We start from the raw sequence: 19,317 nt of genomic DNA, 5'->3' as shown, positions 1-19,317 counted from the left end.
GCGTGCGCCCTTGTCGCCCCCGGCCCCCAGCCGTCACATCCCGCACACAAGTCGGCCGATCATACAGCCAAGACACAGAAAAGAGCGCGCAAAAATGGCCCCCGCCCGAACCCGGACGGGGGCCATCTCCCTGCTCTGCTACGTCACTTGACGTCAGCCGTTGCGCTTCCAGCGGGGCTTGTCGTCGCGGCGGCCGAAGGAACCGGTGCCGGTGCCCGTGCCGGTCGTGCCGCGGTGGCCCGGACGGTCGTGGCCGCCGGCGCGGAAGCCGGGGCGGTCGCCCTGGCGGTCACGGTTGAACGGGCGGTCGCTGCCCCGGTGACCGGTCGCGGGACGGTCGTCGCGACGGAAGCCGCCCGACGCCGGACGGTCGTTGCCGGTGCCGCGGTCGTCACGGCGGAAGCCACCGGACGGACGGTCGTCACGACGGTCACGGTCGAAAGAACGGCCACCACGGTCGCCGTCACGGCGGTCGTTGCTGAAGCCGCCCGAGGGACGGTCGTCGCGGCGGAATCCGCCACGGTCGCCACCGCGGTCGTTGCCACCGCGGTCGTCGCGGCGGAAACCACCCGAGGGGCGCTCGTCACGACGGTCGAAAGAACGGCCACCACGGTCGCCGCCGCGGTCGTTGCCGGTGCCGCGGTCGTCACGACGGAAGCCACCGGACGGACGGTCGTCACGACGGTCACGGTCGAAAGAACGGCCGCCACGGTCGTTGCCGCCGCGGAAGCCACCGGACGGACGGTCGTCGCGACGCTCGAAGGAACGGCCACCGCGGTCACCGCCACGGTCGTTGCTCCCACGGTCACGGCGCTCGTAGTTGCCGCGGTCGTCACGCTGCTGGCGCGGACGGTCGTAGGAGGAGGACTCCTCGCGCACCGGCGCCTCGGCGACGGCCGACTGCTCGGCGGCAGCGGCCTCGACCACGGCGGCAGCCTCGGCCACCGCCGTCTCCGGGTCCTCGCCCCGCTCGCGCGCGGCGCGGGCGATCAGGCGGTCGGACTCCTCGCGGAGCTCGGCGGCACGGCGCGTGGCGCGCTCCAGCTCCTTGGTGAGCTGGGTCACCTCACGCTCGGCCTGCTGCGCGGCGTCGCCCGCGGACTGAGCCTGGACCTCGGTCATCGAACGGGCGCCGGTGATCTCGGCGACCTCGGGCTCGAAGGCCGTACCGGTGTTGATGATGTGACGCCCGGCGTCGACGCCCGCGTCCTCCATCAGCCGGAAGATCTGACGGCGCTGGTGCGGCAGCGAGAGGGAAACGACGGTGCCCGTACGACCGGCACGCGCCGTGCGGCCCGCGCGGTGCAGGTAGTCCTTGTGGTCGCCGGCCGGGTCCACGTTCAGGACCAGGTCGATGCCGTCGACGTGGATACCGCGGGCGGCCACGTCGGTCGCGACGAGCGCGTTGACGTAACCCTCCTTGAAGTCCGCCAGCGTCCGCGTACGGGCGCCCTGCGTCATGCCGCCGTGCAGCGCGTCGGCCTTCACGCCGGACTCGCGCAGCTGCTCGGCGATGCGGTCGGCGCCGAGCTGGGTGCGGACGAAGATGATCGTGCGGCCCTTGCGGGAGGCGATCGCGGCGGTGACCGGCGCCTTGTCCTTGGGCTTCACGATGAGGATGTGGTGGGACATCGTCGTGACGTTGCCCTGCGCACTGTCGACCTCGTGCGTGACCTGGTCCTTGAGGTAGCGCTTGACCAGCGTGGAGATCTCGTTCTCCATCGTCGCCGAGAACAGCATGCGCTGGCCGCCGGCCGGGATCTGGTCGAGCAGCTCGGTGACCTCGGGCAGGAAGCCCAGGTCGGACATCTGGTCGGCCTCGTCGAGGACGGCGATGCGCACGTCTTCGAGGGAGCAGGCGCCGCGGTTGATGATGTCGCGCAGGCGGCCGGGAGTTGCGACCAGCACATCGACACCCCGCTCAAGGGCGTAGATCTGGTTGCCCATGGACGTGCCGCCGCAGACGACCTTCATCTTGAGGCCGAGGACGTCGCCGTAGGGCTGGAGCGCGTCGGCGACCTGCATCGCCAGCTCGCGGGTGGGGGTGAGGATGATGCCGCGCGGGCGCTTCTTCTCGGTGCGGCCGCCGGAGAGCGTCGCGAGCAGCGGCAGACCGAACGAGAGGGTCTTGCCGGAGCCGGTACGGCCGCGGCCGAGGATGTCCTTGCCGGCCAGGGCGTCCGGGATGGTCGCCGCCTGGATCGGGAAGGGGGCGGTCACACCGTTCTGCGCGAGCTTGCGCACGATGCCCTCGGGGAGACCGAGGGACGCGAAGGTGACCTCGGGGGCCGCCTCGGTGGTGGCCTCTACGGCCGTCTCGTCACCCTCGTTCTCGTTCTCGGGCATGACGATGTGATCAGTACTGGAAATGGACATGCGAATGCGAAACCTTCCGGAGTATCCGTCGGCACGCGCCCGTCAACTCCGTGATTCGCTCTATCGACCGCCTCAATGCGGTCCGTCACGGCAAGGGAGAGTACGCGCCACACGGCGCGCTCTACAGTGGCGCCGGGCAATGGGATCAAACGATCTACCACCTTACGCACCCACCACCCCTCGACGCAAACCGGCCCGCATTGACGTGCGTCACACCCGTCACTACGCCGGCGACCCGGCCGCGGGCGCCGGTTCACGGTCCACCAGCTGCGGTACGGGGTCCTCGTGAGCCGAGGACGAGGGCTCCGCGACGGTCGGCTCGACGGACGAGGGCTGCGCGGACGGCGTCGGGTCCGGGGGCGGGGGAGTCCGCGTCGGGGTCTGCTGCGGCACGGCCGTGGTCGGTGCCCCCGGCTTCGGACTCGCGCCCGGTCTGGGCGCCTTGGTGGCCGTCGGACTCGCCGCACCGCCGGGCGCGCTGGGCGAGGCCGAACCCGAGGCGGACTCCCCCGGCCCGGGCTTCCCGTGCCCGTGCTTCCCGTCCCCGGCCGAACCGCCGAACCCGATCCCGCCGCCCGGCACCCCCGAACCACCGTCCGGCGCCGCACCGCCGTGCTGCCCGGCGGAGTGCGAGGGCTTGGCACCGCCGCCCGCGTCGTCGCCCACGCTCATGCAGCCGGCGGCAGCGGCGACGACGGCGACCGCGGCGGCCAGACGGACGGGTACGTACATGGGGCGCACGGGGCCACCTCCGAGGGCGGAAAAAGGGAGTCTCCCTCTCAACTCCCACCGCCCACCGGAAGACACGCGCCGCACCGACAGCCCCTGTTTCCTGGCCGGAGAAGACCGGTTCCCGACCCGTTCCAGCCCCTCACCGACCGGGAATCGCCGTTACGGCACCCCCCGCGCCACCTCAACTCCCCTCCTCCGGAACCGACTTCGAGCACATACCGGACAAGCTCGGCCCGCCGTCTCCGCGCCCGCAGCCCCGAACCCGCGTTCGTCCCGGACAATGGACCCGTGCTGGAAATGACACGCGAGGCGTTCGAAGAGCTGGTGAGTGAGGCCCTGGACCGGATCCCGCCCGAGCTGACGCGGGTCATGGACAACGTGGCCGTGTTCGTCGAGGACGAACCCGACCCGTCCGACCCCGAACTGCTCGGCCTCTACGAGGGGACACCGCTCACCGAACGGGGCGAGTGGTACGCCGGCGTCCTGCCCGACCGGATCTCGATCTACATGGGCCCGACCCTGCGCTACTGCGCCACCACGGAGGACGTCGTCCACGAGGTCGCCGTCACCGTCGTCCACGAGGTCGCCCACCACTTCGGCATCGACGACGAGCGACTGCACGAACTGGGCTGGGGCTAGGTCGTGTCCGCCGGGTGGGCGGTTCTTCGGCTGCGCGCCGGTGGGGGCTTGTCGCGCAGTTCCCCGCGCCCCTTTCGGGGGCGGAGCCCCTCGCCGACGCTCCGCCTTCCGCGTCGCCCGCGGCGGCAGGTTTCCTACGACGACGGAGGGCTCCCGGCGCGCATCACACCCCGCTCAACGGCGCCGATCAGTCACCGCCGCTCTCCCACGACCTGATCCGCCGGACAGGCCCCGACCCACCCGCATACCTGCCCCCACCCCTGGGCATACGGGACCAATGGCCCGCGTCCCCGTCGCAGCCCTGAACCGCCTCCGCCGAGCCCAGCACGCCCTGATCCGCCAGTACCGCGCCCGCCGCCCCCGCCCCGTCCTCGAACTCGTCCCCCAGCCCCACCCCTGGCCCCACGCCCTCGGCCTCGTCATGGTCGTCGTGGTCGGGGCCTGGCTCGGCCTGCTGATCGTGGGCAACGTACGGGCCCAGGTCGGCCCCATGAACACGACCATGACCCTGCGCCCGTCCCTCACCGGCGGCACGAAGATCAACGTCTCCCCGCTCGGCGCCCTGTCCCTCGACAGCCACCACGCCCCGGTCCGCCTGGACGTCAACGTCGACCAGCTCGACCCGGAACGCTCGCAGGCCCTCGTCGACCACCCCGAGCGCCTCTCCGGCCTCCAGGACGAGGTCGCCCGGGACGTCGAACACGGCACCCTCGACCTGGCCGTACGGTCCTGCACGGCCGTGGTCCTCGGCGCGACGACCCTCGGCCTCGCGGTCTACCGCCGCCCCCGCCGGGCCCTCGCGGCCGGCGGCCTCGCGCTGACCCTCCTCGCCGCGTCCGGAGCGACGGCGTACGCGACCTGGAACCCGAAGTCGATCCTCGAACCGAAGTTCTCCGGCCTGCTCTCCTCGGCCCCGTCCCTGGTCGGCAACGCGCGCAACATCGTCACCGAATTCAACGTCTACCAGCAGGAGTTGGCCCGCCTGGTGACGAACGTGACCAAGCTCTACGACGTCACGTCCACGCTCCCCGCCTACCAGCCGGACCCGACCACGATCCGCGTCCTGCACGTCTCGGACATCCACCTGAACCCCGCGAGCTGGAAGATCATCGCGTCGCTGGTGGAGCAGTACAAGGTGAACGTGATCGTCGACACCGGCGACACCATGGACCACGGCACGACGGCCGAGAACGGCTTCCTGGACCCGATCGCCGACCTGGGCGTCCCCTACGTCTGGGTCAGGGGCAACCACGACTCCCTCGCCACCCAGCGCTACCTGGAGAAGATGAAGAACGTGCACGTCCTGGACGGGGGCCGGGCGGAAACGGTCGCGGGCATACGCTTCGCGGGCATCGGCGACCCCCAGTTCACCCCGGACCGCTCGACCGCCCCGGGCGCCGACAACGCGGAGGAACTCGCCGGCGACCAACTCGCCTCCGCCCTCCGCGACCAGCGGGCCGCCGGCACCCCGGTCGACATCGCCCTGGTCCACGAACCGTCGGCGGCCCGCGAGACCGACGGCGAGGTCCCCCTCGTCCTGGCCGGCCACCTCCACCACGAGGGCACCGAGGTCATGAAGCACGGCACCCGCCTGCGCATCGAGGGCTCGACGGGCGGCAGCGGTCTGCGCGCCGTGGAAGGCAAGTACCCCGACCCGATCGAGGCGTCGATCCTCTACATCGACCGCGACACCCACCGCCTCCAGGCCTGGGACGAGATCAAACTCGGCGGCCTCGGCCTGACGACGGCAGAGGTCAGCCGCCACCTCCCGAAGGAGAACCTGCCCTGAGCGCACCCCGCCTTTTCGGTTTGGCTCCGGCCCAAACGCCGTAGTACAGTCTCGTCGTGCCCAAGGGCACCGGTCAGGGCTTGACCGTCCGAAACTCCGCAGGGAGTCAGGAGAAGCGGCCCCCTTCGGGGGAAAGCGGAGTCACATGCTTCTCACGTCCCCTGGGACACCTAGACGAAGCAAGCAGTACTGAAGAAGGCCCTCATCGTCTAGTGGCCCAGGACGCCGCCCTTTCAAGGCGGTAGCACGGGTTCGAATCCCGTTGGGGGCACGCAACACCGTGTGCGACACTGGCTCCGCCAGTTCGCGCGCAACAGCAAGGTCCTGTGGAGCAGCTTGGAGTGCTCGCCACCCTGTCAAGGTGGAGGCCGCGGGTTCAAATCCCGTCAGGACCGCTGAGGTTCCGCAAGGAATCTCGTGGCTGGGTAGCTCAGTTGGTACGAGCGATCGCCTGAAAAGCGATAGGTCGCCGGTTCGACCCCGGCCCCAGCCACCGGATCGAAAGCCCTGTCCCACCCGGGACGGGGCTTTCGTCGTGACCGGACGACACAGGGCGGGGCGCGATGGGTCAGGACGAGGCCAGAGGCATCCGGGACACGGACCTGGAGAAGATACGGGCGCGGTACGGACTGCTCGCGGTGGTCGGGAGCAATCTCGCGATCACCGCGGTGGCGATCTTCGGCGTATGGCAGCTGAACGGCGACCGTGCGGTGATCGTAGGCGTCCTGACCTCGGCGTTCACCGCGATGGCGGGGCTGACGACGGCCTACCTGGGCATCAAGGCGGTGTCCAACACGGCGCAGTCGATGTCCAAGGACGCCGGGCGAGAAAAATCAGCCCGTCCGGCGCTTGAGGACGAGGCCCCTTCAGGGCCGATGGGGGGTTCGGGGGCACAGCCCCCGACAACGGTGCCGTAACTCACCCGCACGACTCCCGCCGAGCCGCCGGAGGCAACCCGTACAACCCCCGCCGGCAAACCATTCGCCAGGAATTTCGCCGAGGTGAGATCCTGGACGGCGTATGTCTACGCACCCCGCCTCCGCGCCCGGCACTTCCGCCCCCGCCCTCGGCGACCTCGCCCCCCGCCTGACCGAGCTGACCCTGCGCGACGCGCACCGGCTCGGGCGCAGGCTCGAAGGCGCGCGCAAGATCCGTAAGCCGGAGGCCCGCGCCGCCGTCCTCGCCGAGATCGAGACCGAGGTCGCCCGCGGCGAGGAGCGGATGGCCGCGCGGCGCACCCGCATCCCGGCGATCTCGTATCCGGAACAGCTGCCGGTCAGCCAGAAGAAGGCCGACATCGCGGCCGCGATCCGCGACCACCAGGTCGTGATCGTGGCCGGTGAGACCGGCTCCGGCAAGACGACCCAGATCCCCAAGATCTGCCTCGAACTCGGCCGCGGCGTCCGCGGCATGATCGGACACACCCAGCCCCGCCGTATCGCCGCGCGCACCGTCGCGGAGCGCATCGCGGAGGAGATGGACACCCCGCTCGGCGAGGCCGTCGGCTGGAAGGTCCGTTTCACGGACCAGGTGAACCAGGAGTCGACGTTCATCAAGCTGATGACGGACGGCATCCTGCTCGCCGAGATCCAGACCGACCGCGAACTGCGCGCCTACGACACGATCATCATCGACGAGGCCCACGAGCGGTCCCTCAACATCGACTTCCTGCTGGGCTACCTCGCCCAACTGCTGCCCAAGCGCCCGGACTTGAAGGTCGTCATCACCTCGGCGACCATCGACCCGGAGCGGTTCTCCCGGCACTTCGGCGAGGCCCCAATCATCGAGGTCAGCGGCCGGACGTATCCGGTCGAGGTGCGGTACCGCCCACTCCTGGAGGACGAGTCCGAGGACTCCGACCGCGACCAGATCACCGCGATCTGTGACGCCGTGGAGGAGCTTCAGGGCGAGGGCAAGGGCGACATCCTCGTCTTCCTCTCCGGCGAGCGGGAGATCCGCGACACCGCCGACGCGCTGACGAAGAAGAACTACCGCTTCACGGAGGTCCTCCCTCTCTACGCCCGCCTCTCGCACGCCGAGCAGCACCGGGTTTTCCAGCAGCACACGGGCCGCAGGATCGTTCTGGCGACCAACGTCGCCGAGACCTCCCTCACCGTCCCGGGCATCAAGTACGTCATCGACCCCGGCTTCGCCCGCATCAGCCGCTACAGCCACCGAACGAAGGTGCAGCGGCTGCCCATCGAGGCGGTGAGCCAGGCAAGTGCCAATCAGCGCAAGGGGCGTTGTGGCCGTACGTCGGACGGCATCTGCATCCGCCTGTACTCCGAGGACGACTTCCTCGCCCGTCCGGAGTTCACGGACGCCGAGATCCTGCGGACGAACCTCGCCTCCGTCATCCTTCAGATGACCGCGGCCGGTCTCGGTGAGATCGAGAAGTTCCCGTTCATCGACCCGCCGGACCACCGCAACATCCGCGACGGCGTCCAACTCCTCCAGGAACTGGGCGCGTTGGACCCGGACGAGAAGGACCCGCGCAACCGCCTCACACAGACCGGCCGCAAGCTCGCCCAACTCCCCGTGGACCCACGCCTGGCCCGCATGGTCCTGGAGGCCGACAAGAACGGCTGTGTCCGCGAGGTCATGGTGATCGCCGCCGCGCTCTCCATCCAGGACCCGCGCGAACGCCCGGTGGACAAGCAGACGCAGGCGGACCAGCAACACGCCCGTTTCCGGGACGAGTCGAGCGACTTCCTCGCGTTCCTCAACATGTGGCGGTACATCCGCGAGCAGCAGAAGGAACGCGGCTCCTCCGCGTTCCGTCGCATGTGCAAGCAGGAGTACCTGAACTTCCTCCGCATCCGTGAGTGGCAGGACATCTACAGCCAACTCCGCACGGTGGCAAAGCAGATGGGCATCCAGTTCAACGAGGAGGATGCCGCCGAGCAGAGCGTCCACGTCTCCCTCCTCGCCGGCCTGCTGTCGCACATCGGCATGAAGGACGTGAAGAACGCCGGGGGGGAGGGTGGGAAAAACACAGCGAAGAACGAGTATCTGGGCGCCCGCAGCGCCAAGTTCGCGATCTTCCCGGGTTCGGCGCTCTTCAAGAAGACCCCGCGTTTCGTCATGTCGGCGGAACTGGTGGAGACGTCACGCCTCTGGGCCCGCGTCAACGCCAAGATCGAGCCCGAGTGGGTCGAGCCGCTCGCCGGCCACCTCCTCAAGCGGACGTACAGCGAACCGCACTGGGAGAAGGACCAGGCGGCCGTGATGGCCTTCGAGAAGGTCACGCTCTACGGCGTCCCGATCATCGCCCAGCGCAAGGTGAACTACGGCCGCATCGACCCGGAGGCGTCCCGCGAGCTGTTCATCCGCAACGCGCTGGTCGAGGGCGACTGGCGCACGCACCACAAGTTCTTCGCCGACAACCGCAGACTCCTCACCGAGGTCGAGGAGTTGGAGCATCGCGCCCGCCGCCGGGACATCCTGGTCGACGACGAGACGCTCTACGACTTCTACGACCAGCGGGTGCCCGAACACGTCGTGTCCGGCGCCCACTTCGACTCCTGGTGGAAGCACAAGCACCATGAGGAGCCCGAACTCCTCGACTTCGAGCGCTCGATGCTCATCAACGAGCGCGCGGGAGACATCAGCAAGGACGACTATCCGGACTCCTGGCATCAGGGACGGCTCAAGTTCCGGGTGACGTACCAGTTCGAGCCGGGCGCGGACGCGGACGGTGTCACGGTCCACATCCCGCTCCAGGTCCTGAACCAGGTCACGGACGAGGGCTTCGACTGGCAGATCCCCGGGTTGCGGGAAGAGGTGGTGACGGAACTGATCCGCTCCCTCCCGAAGCCGATCCGCCGCAACTACGTCCCGGCCCCGAACTTCGCCCAACGCTTCCTGGCGGCAGCGGTCCCCCTCCAGGAACCCCTCCCCACCACCATGGCCCGCGAGTTGAAGCGCATGGTCGGAGTCCCCTTCACCGCCGACGACTTCGACTGGTCGAAGGTCCCGGACCACCTGCTCATCACCTTCCGGATCGTGGACGAGCGGCGCCGCAGGATCGCCGAGGACAAGGACCTGGAGGCGCTGAAGGTCCGCCTGAAGCCGAAGGCGCGCCAGGCCATCTCACAGGCGGCCGCGGCGACGGCCGAGCGCGAGGGCGGCGAGTCCCTGGAACGCAAGGGCCTCACCGACTGGACGATCGGCTCCCTCACCCGCGTCTTCGAGACCCGTCGGGCCGGCCAGCCGGTAAAGGCGTACCCCGCGCTGGTCGACGACGGCGACACCGTCTCCGTACGGCTCTTCGACACGGAGGAGGAGCAGGCGGAGGCGATGTGGAAGGGCACGCGCCGGCTCATCGTGCGCAACATCCCGGTGAATCCGGCGAAGTTCGCGTCCGAGAAGCTCACGAACGCGCAGAAGCTGGCCCTGTCCGCGAACCCGCACGGTTCGATCCAGGCACTGTTCGACGACTGCGCGCTGGCGGCGGCGGACAAGCTGATCGGCGACTTCGGCGGCCCGGCGTGGGACGAGGAGTCGTACCGGAAGCTCTACGAGAAGGTGCGCGCCGAGATCGTCGACACGACGGTCCGGGCGGTCGACCAGGTCCAACAGGTGCTGGCCGCCTGGCAGGCCTGTGAGCGCCGCCTGAAGGCGGCACACAGCCCCGCGCTCCTCCCCAACCTCGCGGACGTACGCGCCCAGTTGGACGCCCTCGTGAAGCCGGGCTTCGTCACGGCGACGGGCATACGACGCCTGCCCGACCTGATGCGCTACATGGTGGCCGCCGACCGCCGCCTCCAGCAGATGCCGACGGGGGTCCAGCGGGACACGACCCGCATGGAGAAGGTCCACGAGATGCAGGACGAGTACGCGTGGCTCCTGGAGCAACTCCCGCAGGGCCGCCCGGTTCCGTCCTCCGTCCGGGACATCCGCTGGATGATCGAGGAGCTCCGGGTCAGCTATTTCGCCCACGCGCTGGGCACGGCGTACCCCGTCTCCGACAAGCGGATCGTGAAGGCGATCGACGCGGCCGCACCGTAACAACGCCTGCACACCGAGTGAGTTCGACCAGGCGGGCCCGCCTCCTGTACAGTCTCATCTCGCGGCACAACGCACCATCAAGTGCCGCGAATCAAGGTCCTGTGGAGCAGCTTGGAGTGCTCGCCACCCTGTCAAGGTGGAGGCCGCGGGTTCAAATCCCGTCAGGACCGCAATAGATCAAACGAAAGCCCGGGTCTTCGGACCCGGGCTTTCGTGTGTGTCGTCGCCCTCGTGGCTGCTACGACTCCCTTGACGCCGCCGCACCCGCCAGGTACCCAGAAACCAGGCCCCGTTCCGCACAGGGCCACTGGAGGTGGCACATGGCGGCTTCGGTCAGGCACGAGACGCGGGCGCTGCTCCGTGCGCACCTGTCGGCCGCCAGCTCCTACCGCCATGTGACCCGGCACTGCTCGATCTGCCACCGCCTGCTGCGGCTGGCCATGGACGCCCCGCCGGCGCCGGAGCCGCAGGACGACCCGGAGAGTGGAACGTCCTAGCGCACATAGGTCAGAGGCAACAAGCCATCCGGCATGTGACGGGTGTCACCGCATAAGTTTTTGAAACGTCGGAACTTACGACTCACCTACAACTGGTCAATTTAATATGTGCAATTGCACCCCTACGAAGGATCGTGCACAGGAGATCCGACAGCCCTCCCCAGACTCCGACAAGGTCCCTCACAGGACCCCGCGCTCAGGGCCTGTCGGCCGCGCACGGACCCACGACCAGGCACAAAAAAGATCGCGCTGGACCCGGCGGAGTCCAGCGCGATCTACGACGCACCCTGTTCAGTTGCTTCAAAAGCGTTGGGCGTGGGCCCTGTTGGGGCAGAACCCGCGTCGCTTGGAGCTGTGATGTCGGGCACCACGACCGGCTGGGGGGCCGGCCCTGTGCCCTTATTCAGTTGGTCAGGCTTCCGTGCGCTGCTGCGGGATGCCCGCGAGCAGGGCACGGACCTCCGCCTCGCGGTAACGGCGGTGTCCGCCGAGCGTGCGAATCGAAGTGAGCTTGCCGGCCTTCGCCCACCGCGTGACCGTCTTGGGGTCCACACGGAACATCGTGGCGACCTCAGCCGGGGTCAGCAGCGGCTCGGCATCAGGGGTGCGAGCGGTCATGAGCGGCCTCCTCGGGAGAACCGAACCTTCTCGGTTCTTTCCTCTAAATTCTGCACCTTGACCCGCGTTGCCCGAAATGGCGTGTGCGGGTCGAGTCGGTTATAGGACGAACGGCTTGTCCTCGGCACTACAACTACACCATCTGTCCAACCGCGTAGGCCAAACCGATGGAATTGCCCTCCCAGGTGTCCATCAGCGACGGAAGCCGATGGACCATGCCATAGCGGACAGTCACACCACTGTGACGATCAGTCACAGGGGCGATCAGGAGTCATCCAGACCCCCCAAAGCGCGCAATGCCGAGATTCCGCCCAAAGCATGACGGATGGAGTCCTCCCCGGACTCCTTGTCCTATTTTGGCATGAGGAGGGGCAAGCGGCGCAAGGCATCTGCACGTGCGGTCCGTCACGCTTGGCATCAAACGTCCGGATCGGGACCTACGTCCCGTGTTGACGAACCGTAAGAATCCTATGCGCATCTGTTCGAAGATGTCAGCCACGTTCGAAGGCGAGCCGGCCCGTGTCCGTCCCCGCCCGGCTCCGCGTCAGTTCGCCGAGCGCCGGTCCCTGACCGACCGCCAGCGCTCCACGAGCCGCCCGTACGCCTCGCCCGCCGCCGCCCCGTCCCCGGTCCGCAGCGCCTCGATGCCGGCGGCCACGTCCGCCGCCGAGTGGTCGTCCTCCAGCTCGCCGGCCGGCAGGACGTGCACGAGCCCGCCGTAGTCCAGCTCGACCAGGGACCGCGGATGGAACTCCTCCAGCCAGCGCCCCACGTCCACCAGACCCTCGATCAGCGGCCCGTCGTCCATCGCGTCCTTCAGGGCCCGCAGCGCCCGCGCCACCCGCCGCCGCGCCTGCACCATCGGCGTCCGGTACCGCAGCATCGGCGGCACGTCCCCGGCGGCCTGGTCGTAGCGCCGCTCCTCGTCACCGACGAGCACGAACCAGTTCAGCGGCACCTGCCAGGTCGCCGTCCGGATCCACGGGCGGGCGTCCGGGTTCCGGGCCAGCCAGCGCTCGTAGTCCTGCGTGGCCTGATCCCGTACGAGCGGCGGCAGTACGGCGTCCAGGACCGGCGGCGGAAGCTCCTCCGCGAGGTCTCCCAGGGCCTGCCAGCCGCGCAGCCGGGTGCGCCAGGGGCAGACGCAGACCACGCCGTCGACCTCCACCACGAAGGCGTCGGCGCTCTCGTGCACCGGCACCGGGATGGGCGGGGTGGGCAGCAAGTCGGCCAGCGCGCGGCGCAGTTCGTCCTGGTAGGACGGGCGGTCGGGGCGGCGGGCGTAGCGCGTCCAGTGGCCGCGCTCGGGCTCGGGGAAGGCGGCCAGCGGCTCGTAGACGCGCAGATAGGTCGCGTACGGGACGATCACCGAGGACACCTTCTTGGGCACGCCTGCTCCCTCCCCCGCCGACCGTCGGGAAAACCTCCGGAACCCGCTCACGAACGCGCGGGAAAACTATGCAAATCGTCGCACGGACACCCCCCTTCGGTAGGTGATCCTGAACACTGCACGGATGGCGGCCCGACGCAGGCTCTACGCTCATGCGACAGGTACCCGCCACCCCTACGGGAGCCTGTCTCCAACCGCCGCCACTTACCCAGGAGTCACCACCGTGACCGACGTAGACAACGGCGTCCTGCACACCCTGTTCCACTCCGACCAGGGCGGTCATGAGCAAGTCGTGCTCTGTCAGGACCGGGCCAGCGGCCTCAAGGCCGTCATCGCCATCCACAACACCGCCCTGGGCCCCGCCCTGGGCGGTACGCGCTTCTACCCGTACGCGAGCGAGGAGGAGGCCGTCGCCGACGCGCTCAACCTCGCCCGCGGGATGTCGTACAAGAACGCCATGGCCGGTCTGGACCACGGCGGCGGCAAGGCCGTGATCATCGGTGACCCGGAGCGCGACAAGACCGAGGAACTGCTGCTCGCCTACGGCCGGTTCGTGGCCTCGCTCGGCGGGCGCTACGTCACCGCGTGCGACGTCGGCACGTATGTCGCCGACATGGACGTCGTGGCGCGCGAGTGCCGCTGGACGACCGGACGCTCCCCCGAGAACGGCGGCGCCGGCGACTCCTCCGTGCTGACCGCCTTCGGTGTCTTCCAGGGGATGCGGGCGAGCGCCCGGCACCTGTGGGGCGACCCGTCGCTGCGCGGCCGTACGGTCGGCATCGCGGGCGTCGGCAAGGTCGGGCACCACCTGGTGGAGCACCTGCGGGACGAGGGCGCCGAGGTCGTGATCACGGACGTGCGCGAGGAGTCCGTACGCCGGATCCTCGACAAGCACCCGACGGGCGTGACGGCCGTCGCGGACACGGAGGCGCTGATCCGGGTCGAGGGGCTCGACATCTACGCCCCCTGCGCGCTCGGCGGCGCCCTGAACGACGCGACCGTGCCGGTGCTGACCGCCACGGTGGTGTGCGGCGCGGCCAACAACCAGCTGGAGCACCCGGGCGTCGAGAAGGACCTCGCCGACCGCGGGATCCTCTACGCGCCGGACTACGTGGTGAACGCCGGTGGCGTGATCCAGGTGGCCGACGAGCTGCACGGGTTCGACTTCGAGCGGTGCAAGGCGAAGGCCGCGAGGATCTTCGACACCACGCTGGCAATATTCGCACGTGCGAAGGAAGACGGTATTCCGCCGGCCGCCGCGGCCGACCGGATCGCCGAGCAGCGGATGCACGAGGCGGCCGGCGCACGCGGACGCTGAGGTTCCGGTAAGCCGCTCGGCAGGCGTCTTCGGTACCCGTCGGCGACGACTTAGAGAGAACTCTCACGTTCGTCGGCGGGTCGCCTGCCAAGAAGTGGTTAAAATCGCGGTTGACCAGCGAGTACAGGGCACCTCGCGGGTCCTGGAGCCCGGCACGTGCTGCGGGCGACGTACCGTATGGGCGCGGGCTCAGGTACCGTGGAAGCCCTACGGACCGGTCTCTCCACGGAGAGTCCGTTCCAGATCATGAACGCGTGTCAAGACTCTGGGGCCACGGAGCCCCGTATCCGAGGGGGTCGAGCCATGGGGCGCGGCCGGGCAAAGGCCAAGCAGACGAAGGTCGCCCGCCAGCTGAAGTACAGCAGCGGCGGGACTGACCTCTCGCGTCTGGCCAATGAGCTGGGCGCTTCGACTTCGAGCCAGCCGCCGAATGGCGAGCCGTTCGAGGACGACGACGAGGAAGAAGACGACCCGTACGCTCAGTACGCGGATCTCTATAACGACGACGACGAGGACGAGGACGACGAGTCCGGTCCCCAGTCGCAACGTCGCGGCGCGTAACGCAACAGCGTCCCTCGCAGCAGTTTCCGCCATTTCCGGAACAACTGCACCTCACCCGGTCCGGGGCTACACCGCCGGACCGGGTTTTGTGCTGCCGTTCATCAGGCTGGAGCTTCTAGATCGAATACGTGCCGACCAGCTCCGCGCCCGTCGCGTGGTCGCCGCGCTCGGTGATCTCGCCGGCGACCCATGCCTCGACCCCGCGGTCGGCCAGGGTCTCCAGGGCCACGTCCGCGGACTCCTCCGGGACGATCGCGATCATGCCGACGCCCATGTTCAGGGTCTTCTCCAGCTCCAGGCGCTCGACCTGGCCCGTCCTGCCGACGAGGTCGAAGATCGGGGCCGGGGTCCAGGTGGAGCGGTCCACGATCGCGTGCAGGCCGTCCGGGATGACCCGGGCGAGGTTGGCGGCGAGTCCGCCGCCGGTGACGTGCGAGTAGGCGTGCACGTCGGTCGTACGGGTCAGCGCCAGGCAGTCCAGCGAGTAGATCTTCGTGGGCACGAGGAGTTCCTCGCCGAGCGTGCGGCCGAGCTCCTCGATGCGCGCGTCCAGGTCGAGACCGGCCTGGTTCAGGAGCACATGCCGGACGAGCGAGTACCCGTTCGAGTGAAGTCCCGAGGACGCCATCGCGATGACCGCGTCACCCGTCCGGATGCGATCGGCGCCGAGCAGCCGGTCGGCCTCCACGACGCCCGTACCGGCGCCGGCGACGTCGAAGTCGTCCGGGCCCAGCAGACCGGGGTGTTCGGCGGTCTCGCCGCCGACCAGGGCGCAGCCGGCCAGCACACAGCCTTCGGCGATGCCCTTGACGATGGCCGCGACACGCTCGGGGTGCACCTTGCCGACGCAGATGTAGTCGGTCATGAAGAGCGGCTCGGCACCGCACACCACGATGTCGTCCATGACCATGGCGACCAGGTCGTGGCCGATCGTGTCGTAGACGCCGAGCCGGCGCGCGATGTCGACCTTCGTGCCGACGCCGTCCGTGGCGGAGGCGAGCAGGGGGTGCTCGAACCGCTTGAGGGCGGAGGCGTCGAAGAGCCCGGCGAAGCCGCCGAGGCCACCGAGGACCTCGGGGCGCTGGGTCTTCTTCACCCACTCCTTCATGAGTTCTACGGCGCGGTCGCCCGCGTCGATGTCGACGCCGGCGGACGCGTAGGAAGCACCGGGAGAGGGAGTCTCAGACATTGCCTGGGATCTTTCGCGTTGATTGATACGGGGCTTCTACGGGCGACGGATCGCGTCGGCCGCGGCCGTGGCGGCCGGACCGGCCGCCAGCTCGGTCTCCAGGAGCTGCTTGCCGAGCAGCTCGGGGTCCGGGAGCTCCATCGGGTACTCGCCGTCGAAGCAGGCGCGGCACAGGTTCGGCTTGGCGATGGTGGTCGCGTCGATCATGCCGTCGATGGAGATGTACGCCAGGGAGTCGGCGCCCAGGGAGACGCCGATCTCGTCGACGGTCATGCCGTTGGCGATGAGTTCGGCGCGGGTGGGGAAGTCGATGCCGAAGAAGCAGGGCCACTTCACGGGCGGCGAGGAGATCCGGATGTGGACCTCGGCGGCGCCGGCCTCGCGGAGCATGCGCACCAGCGCGCGCTGGGTGTTGCCGCGCACGATCGAGTCGTCGACGACGACCAGGCGCTTGCCCTTGATGACTTCCTTCAGCGGATTCAGCTTCAGGCGGATGCCGAGCTGCCGGATGGTCTGCGAAGGCTGGATGAACGTACGGCCGACGTAGGCGTTCTTCACCAGACCCGCACCGAACGGGATGCCCGAGGCCTCCGCGTAGCCGATGGCGGCCGGGGTGCCGGATTCCGGAGTCGCTATGACCAGATCGGCGTCGACCGGGGCTTCTTTGGCGAGCTTCCGGCCCATCTCGACACGGGAGAGGTAGACGTTCCGACCGGCGATGTCGGTGTCGGGGCGGGCGAGATAGACGTACTCGAAGACACAGCCCTTGGGCTTCGCATCCGCGAATCGGGACGTACGGAGGCCGTTCTCGTCGATGGCGACGAACTCGCCCGGCTCGATCTCGCGGACGTAGGCCGCACCGCAGATGTCGAGGGCGGCGGACTCGGAGGCGACGACCCAGCCGCGCTCCAGCCGGCCGAGGACCAGCGGGCGGACGCCCTGCGGGTCGCGGGCGGCGTAGAGGGTGTGCTCGTCCATGAAGACGAGCGAGAAGGCGCCCCTGACCTGCGGGAGAACCGCGTGGGCGGCCTCCTCGATGGTCAGCGGCTTGCCGTCGGTGTCGACCTGGGCCGCGAGGAGCGCGGTGAGGAGGTCGGTGTCGTTGGTGGCCGCGACGCGGGGCGTACGGCCTTCCTGCTTGGGCAGGTCGGCGACCATCTCCGCGAGCTGTGCGGTGTTGACCAGGTTGCCGTTGTGGCCGAGCGCGATCGAGCCGTGCGCGGTGGCACGGAACGTCGGCTGGGCGTTCTCCCAGGTGGAGGCGCCGGTGGTCGAGTAGCGGGCGTGTCCGACCGCGATATGACCCTGGAGCGAACTGAGGGAGGTCTCGTCGAAGACCTGGGACACGAGGCCCATGTCCTTGAAGACGAGGATCTGGGAGCCGTTGCTGACCGCGATTCCCGCGGATTCCTGACCCCGATGCTGGAGGGCGTAGAGCCCGAAGTAAGTGAGCTTGGCGACCTCTTCACCGGGAGCCCAGACTCCGAAGACGCCGCAAGCGTCCTGGGGTCCTTTCTCGCCGGGGAGCAGATCATGACTGAGTCGACCGTCACCACGTGGCACGGCACCGAGTGTAGGCGAGATCGACCACTGGTCCGAATTCGGGTTACTCGCCGGTAGTGGATCACTTGGCGGCGACGGCGCGCACGATCGTGCCGTTTCCGCTGGTCAGCGTGAGGGTGTCGTGATCGACTCGGTAACCGACCTGCCCGTCGAAGAGGCCGAGCAGGGCGCGTTCGGTGCCCATGAGTGAGGCGTCGCACATCATTCGGGTGGTGGACGGGCGGCCGAGGGTGATGTGGGCGGTGCGGACGGTGGCCGTCGCGTTGACGGCATTGCAGCCGAGGCGGCCGCCGACCTTGCCCTTCTTGGCGTCGAAGGTGAGGTACGGCTTGCCCTGCGCCTTGGTGGTCGCGCCGTCCGCGGTGATGCCCCGCACCTGCCAGTCGACGCCGGTGACGGGGCGCTGTTCCGCTACTGATCCGCTGCCGCCGGTCGCCTTCTCGCTGCCGCACGCCACCACGAGCGGGAGGATGGTCAGGACGGCGAGGGTGAATCGCTGTTTGTCCATGGGGGTGGGACGGGAGGGGTGGAGGAGCGGTTCCCCGGCCCCCTTCGAGGTTCCGCGGTTCACCCCATGATCGGGAGCAGCCCGCCCAGATCCGCCCGTTCCCCGCTCGCCCTGACCTTCGCCTCTTCTACGGCGTCCTTCCACCGCGTCCGCCCGGTCGCCAGCCGGAGCCAGGTCAGGGGGTCGGTCTCCACGACGTTGGGCGGGGTGCCGCGCGTGTGGCGGGGGCCTTCGACGCACTGGACCACGGCGTACGGCGGGATGCGGACCTCGGTCGAGCCGCCGGGGGCCTTCATGGCGAGGGCGTCGGCGAGGAGGCGGGTGCAGGCGGCGAGGGCCTGGCGGTCGTGGGGGATGTCCAGGCCGGGGACGGCCGCGTTGAGGTCGTCGGTGTGGACGCAGAGTTCGACGGTGCGGGTGACCAGGTAGTCGGCCAGGGGCATCGCGCCGGCGTTGGTTTCGAGCAGGCGGGTGCCGGGGTTCGTGTCGAGGTGCGCGGTGAGGGTCTGCTCGACTTCGACGAGGTAGGCGTCCAGGTCGGGGTGCTGGGCGGCGAGGGTGCGGGTGAAGTCGGCGATGGCGGCGGAGCTGGCCGCGGTGGCGAAGGGCCAGTCGAGGATCACGGCGTTCTGTGCGGGCGGGGCGGGGCGGTCCAGGGAGCGGTGGATCGCGGTGATCGCCATGCCGATGTGGGCGACGAGTTCGCGTACGGTCCAGTCGCCCAGCCGGGTGGGGAGCGCGAGTTGGTCGGGGGTGAGCGTCCCTACGGCTTTTCGTACGTTCCCGAACTGGGCTAGGACCGCCGAGCGGGTCTTGGCCGGGTCATAGGTACGCGCGCGCTTCTTGGCCGGGGGCATGGCGGTGAGCCTAATCCTGGGGTGGGTGCGCCCGCGGGTGTGTGGGTGGGGTCGGGGTCGTGGCGGTACGGCGAGCCCGCCGCTTGTGGGGCCCCGCTGGTGTTGTGAGAGTCGAACGGGTTGGTGCCGGGTGCGCGGCGGGCCGGCTTCCCGACCCGGTAGATCTCACACCGCGCGGGCATGAAGCCCGGACCGAGCTCGTCGATCGAGTCGTTGTCTTCGCTGCCCGCCTTCGCCCTCGTCGTACCGCCGTCGAGGTCCAGCACCTGG

General features: G+C 69.3%; 15 protein-coding genes and 4 tRNA genes. 11 read left to right on the top strand and 8 right to left on the bottom strand.

Translation table 11 applies throughout. The features are described from left to right. Window positions 1-153 precede the first annotated feature (153 nt). Window positions 154-2,376, bottom strand: coding sequence for a DEAD/DEAH box helicase (locus tag OG194_RS24565; protein ID WP_327402962.1), 2,223 nt, complete (start codon window positions 2,374-2,376; stop codon window positions 154-156). Window positions 2,377-2,598: 222 nt separating this feature from the next. Then, window positions 2,599-3,108: a hypothetical protein gene (locus OG194_RS24560; protein ID WP_327402961.1), complete on the bottom strand. Its 510-nt coding sequence runs from the start codon at window positions 3,106-3,108 to the stop codon at window positions 2,599-2,601. Window positions 3,109-3,396: 288 nt separating this feature from the next. On the opposite strand from OG194_RS24560, the gene OG194_RS24555 reads away from it, so the two are divergent. From OG194_RS24555 to OG194_RS24515, 9 genes are all read left to right on the top strand, one after another. Then, the gene (locus OG194_RS24555; protein ID WP_026179323.1) at window positions 3,397-3,747 is read left to right on the top strand and encodes a metallopeptidase family protein; all 351 of its coding nucleotides are present in this window, start codon (window positions 3,397-3,399) and stop codon (window positions 3,745-3,747) included. A gap of 277 nt (window positions 3,748-4,024) precedes the next feature. After that, the gene (locus OG194_RS24550; RefSeq protein ID WP_327402960.1) at window positions 4,025-5,536 is read left to right on the top strand and encodes a metallophosphoesterase family protein; all 1,512 of its coding nucleotides are present in this window, start codon (window positions 4,025-4,027) and stop codon (window positions 5,534-5,536) included. 198 nt (window positions 5,537-5,734) lie between these two features. Further along, a tRNA-Glu gene (locus tag OG194_RS24545) sits at window positions 5,735-5,807 on the top strand. Window positions 5,808-5,856: 49 nt separating this feature from the next. Next, window positions 5,857-5,931: transfer RNA gene (locus tag OG194_RS24540), tRNA-Asp, on the top strand. 24 nt (window positions 5,932-5,955) lie between these two features. Then, window positions 5,956-6,029 (top strand) — tRNA-Phe (locus tag OG194_RS24535). Between the two features lie 70 nt (window positions 6,030-6,099). Further along, complete coding sequence (locus tag OG194_RS24530) at window positions 6,100-6,453, top strand: hypothetical protein (protein ID WP_327402959.1); 354 nt, start codon at window positions 6,100-6,102, stop codon at window positions 6,451-6,453. Between the two features lie 103 nt (window positions 6,454-6,556). Then, window positions 6,557-10,546 (top strand): ATP-dependent RNA helicase HrpA, encoded by a 3,990-nt coding sequence (gene hrpA / locus OG194_RS24525; protein ID WP_327402958.1) that lies wholly within the window; start codon window positions 6,557-6,559, stop codon window positions 10,544-10,546. A 95-nt stretch (window positions 10,547-10,641) separates the two neighbouring features. Then, a tRNA-Asp gene (locus OG194_RS24520) sits at window positions 10,642-10,716 on the top strand. Between the two features lie 150 nt (window positions 10,717-10,866). Beyond that, on the top strand, window positions 10,867-11,043 hold the full coding sequence (locus OG194_RS24515; RefSeq protein ID WP_327402957.1) for a DUF6274 family protein: 177 nt from the start codon (window positions 10,867-10,869) through the stop codon (window positions 11,041-11,043). Window positions 11,044-11,454: 411 nt separating this feature from the next. Here the strand turns inward: OG194_RS24515 and bldC are convergent, their stop codons facing one another. Then, window positions 11,455-11,661: a developmental transcriptional regulator BldC gene (bldC, locus tag OG194_RS24510; protein ID WP_033321412.1), complete on the bottom strand. Its 207-nt coding sequence runs from the start codon at window positions 11,659-11,661 to the stop codon at window positions 11,455-11,457. A 544-nt stretch (window positions 11,662-12,205) separates the two neighbouring features. Next, window positions 12,206-13,051: a hypothetical protein gene (locus OG194_RS24505; protein WP_327402956.1), complete on the bottom strand. Its 846-nt coding sequence runs from the start codon at window positions 13,049-13,051 to the stop codon at window positions 12,206-12,208. A gap of 223 nt (window positions 13,052-13,274) precedes the next feature. On the opposite strand from OG194_RS24505, the gene OG194_RS24500 reads away from it, so the two are divergent. Both OG194_RS24500 and OG194_RS24495 read left to right on the top strand, forming a co-directional pair. Further along, complete coding sequence (locus OG194_RS24500; protein ID WP_327402955.1) at window positions 13,275-14,369, top strand: Leu/Phe/Val dehydrogenase; 1,095 nt, start codon at window positions 13,275-13,277, stop codon at window positions 14,367-14,369. 303 nt (window positions 14,370-14,672) lie between these two features. Further along, window positions 14,673-14,930 (top strand): DUF3073 domain-containing protein, encoded by a 258-nt coding sequence (locus OG194_RS24495; RefSeq protein ID WP_019061825.1) that lies wholly within the window; start codon window positions 14,673-14,675, stop codon window positions 14,928-14,930. A 115-nt stretch (window positions 14,931-15,045) separates the two neighbouring features. Here OG194_RS24495 and purM read toward each other — a convergent pair whose 3' ends face one another. The 4 genes from purM to OG194_RS24475 all read right to left on the bottom strand — a co-directional run bounded on the left by purM (window position 15,046) and on the right by OG194_RS24475 (window position 19,047). Beyond that, window positions 15,046-16,119, bottom strand: a complete 1,074-nt coding sequence (gene purM, locus OG194_RS24490; RefSeq protein ID WP_327402954.1) for a phosphoribosylformylglycinamidine cyclo-ligase — start codon at window positions 16,117-16,119, stop codon at window positions 15,046-15,048. 36 nt (window positions 16,120-16,155) lie between these two features. Then, complete coding sequence (purF, locus tag OG194_RS24485) at window positions 16,156-17,682, bottom strand: amidophosphoribosyltransferase (RefSeq protein ID WP_327402953.1); 1,527 nt, start codon at window positions 17,680-17,682, stop codon at window positions 16,156-16,158. A gap of 61 nt (window positions 17,683-17,743) precedes the next feature. Then, window positions 17,744-18,190 carry an META domain-containing protein gene (locus tag OG194_RS24480; protein ID WP_327402952.1) on the bottom strand — a complete coding sequence of 149 codons (447 nt, stop codon included), beginning with the start codon at window positions 18,188-18,190 and terminating at the stop codon, window positions 17,744-17,746. Window positions 18,191-18,249: 59 nt separating this feature from the next. After that, a complete protein-coding gene (locus tag OG194_RS24475) occupies window positions 18,250-19,047 on the bottom strand; it encodes a maleylpyruvate isomerase family mycothiol-dependent enzyme (RefSeq protein WP_327402951.1) in 798 nt (265 codons plus the stop codon). Window positions 19,048-19,317 lie beyond the last annotated feature (270 nt).

Source organism: Streptomyces sp. NBC_01288 (assembly GCF_035982055.1).
GTDB lineage: Bacteria > Actinomycetota > Actinomycetes > Streptomycetales > Streptomycetaceae > Streptomyces.
The sequence above is the reverse complement of the archived record's forward strand: the minus strand, read 5'-3'. Positions and strand labels throughout refer to the sequence as shown.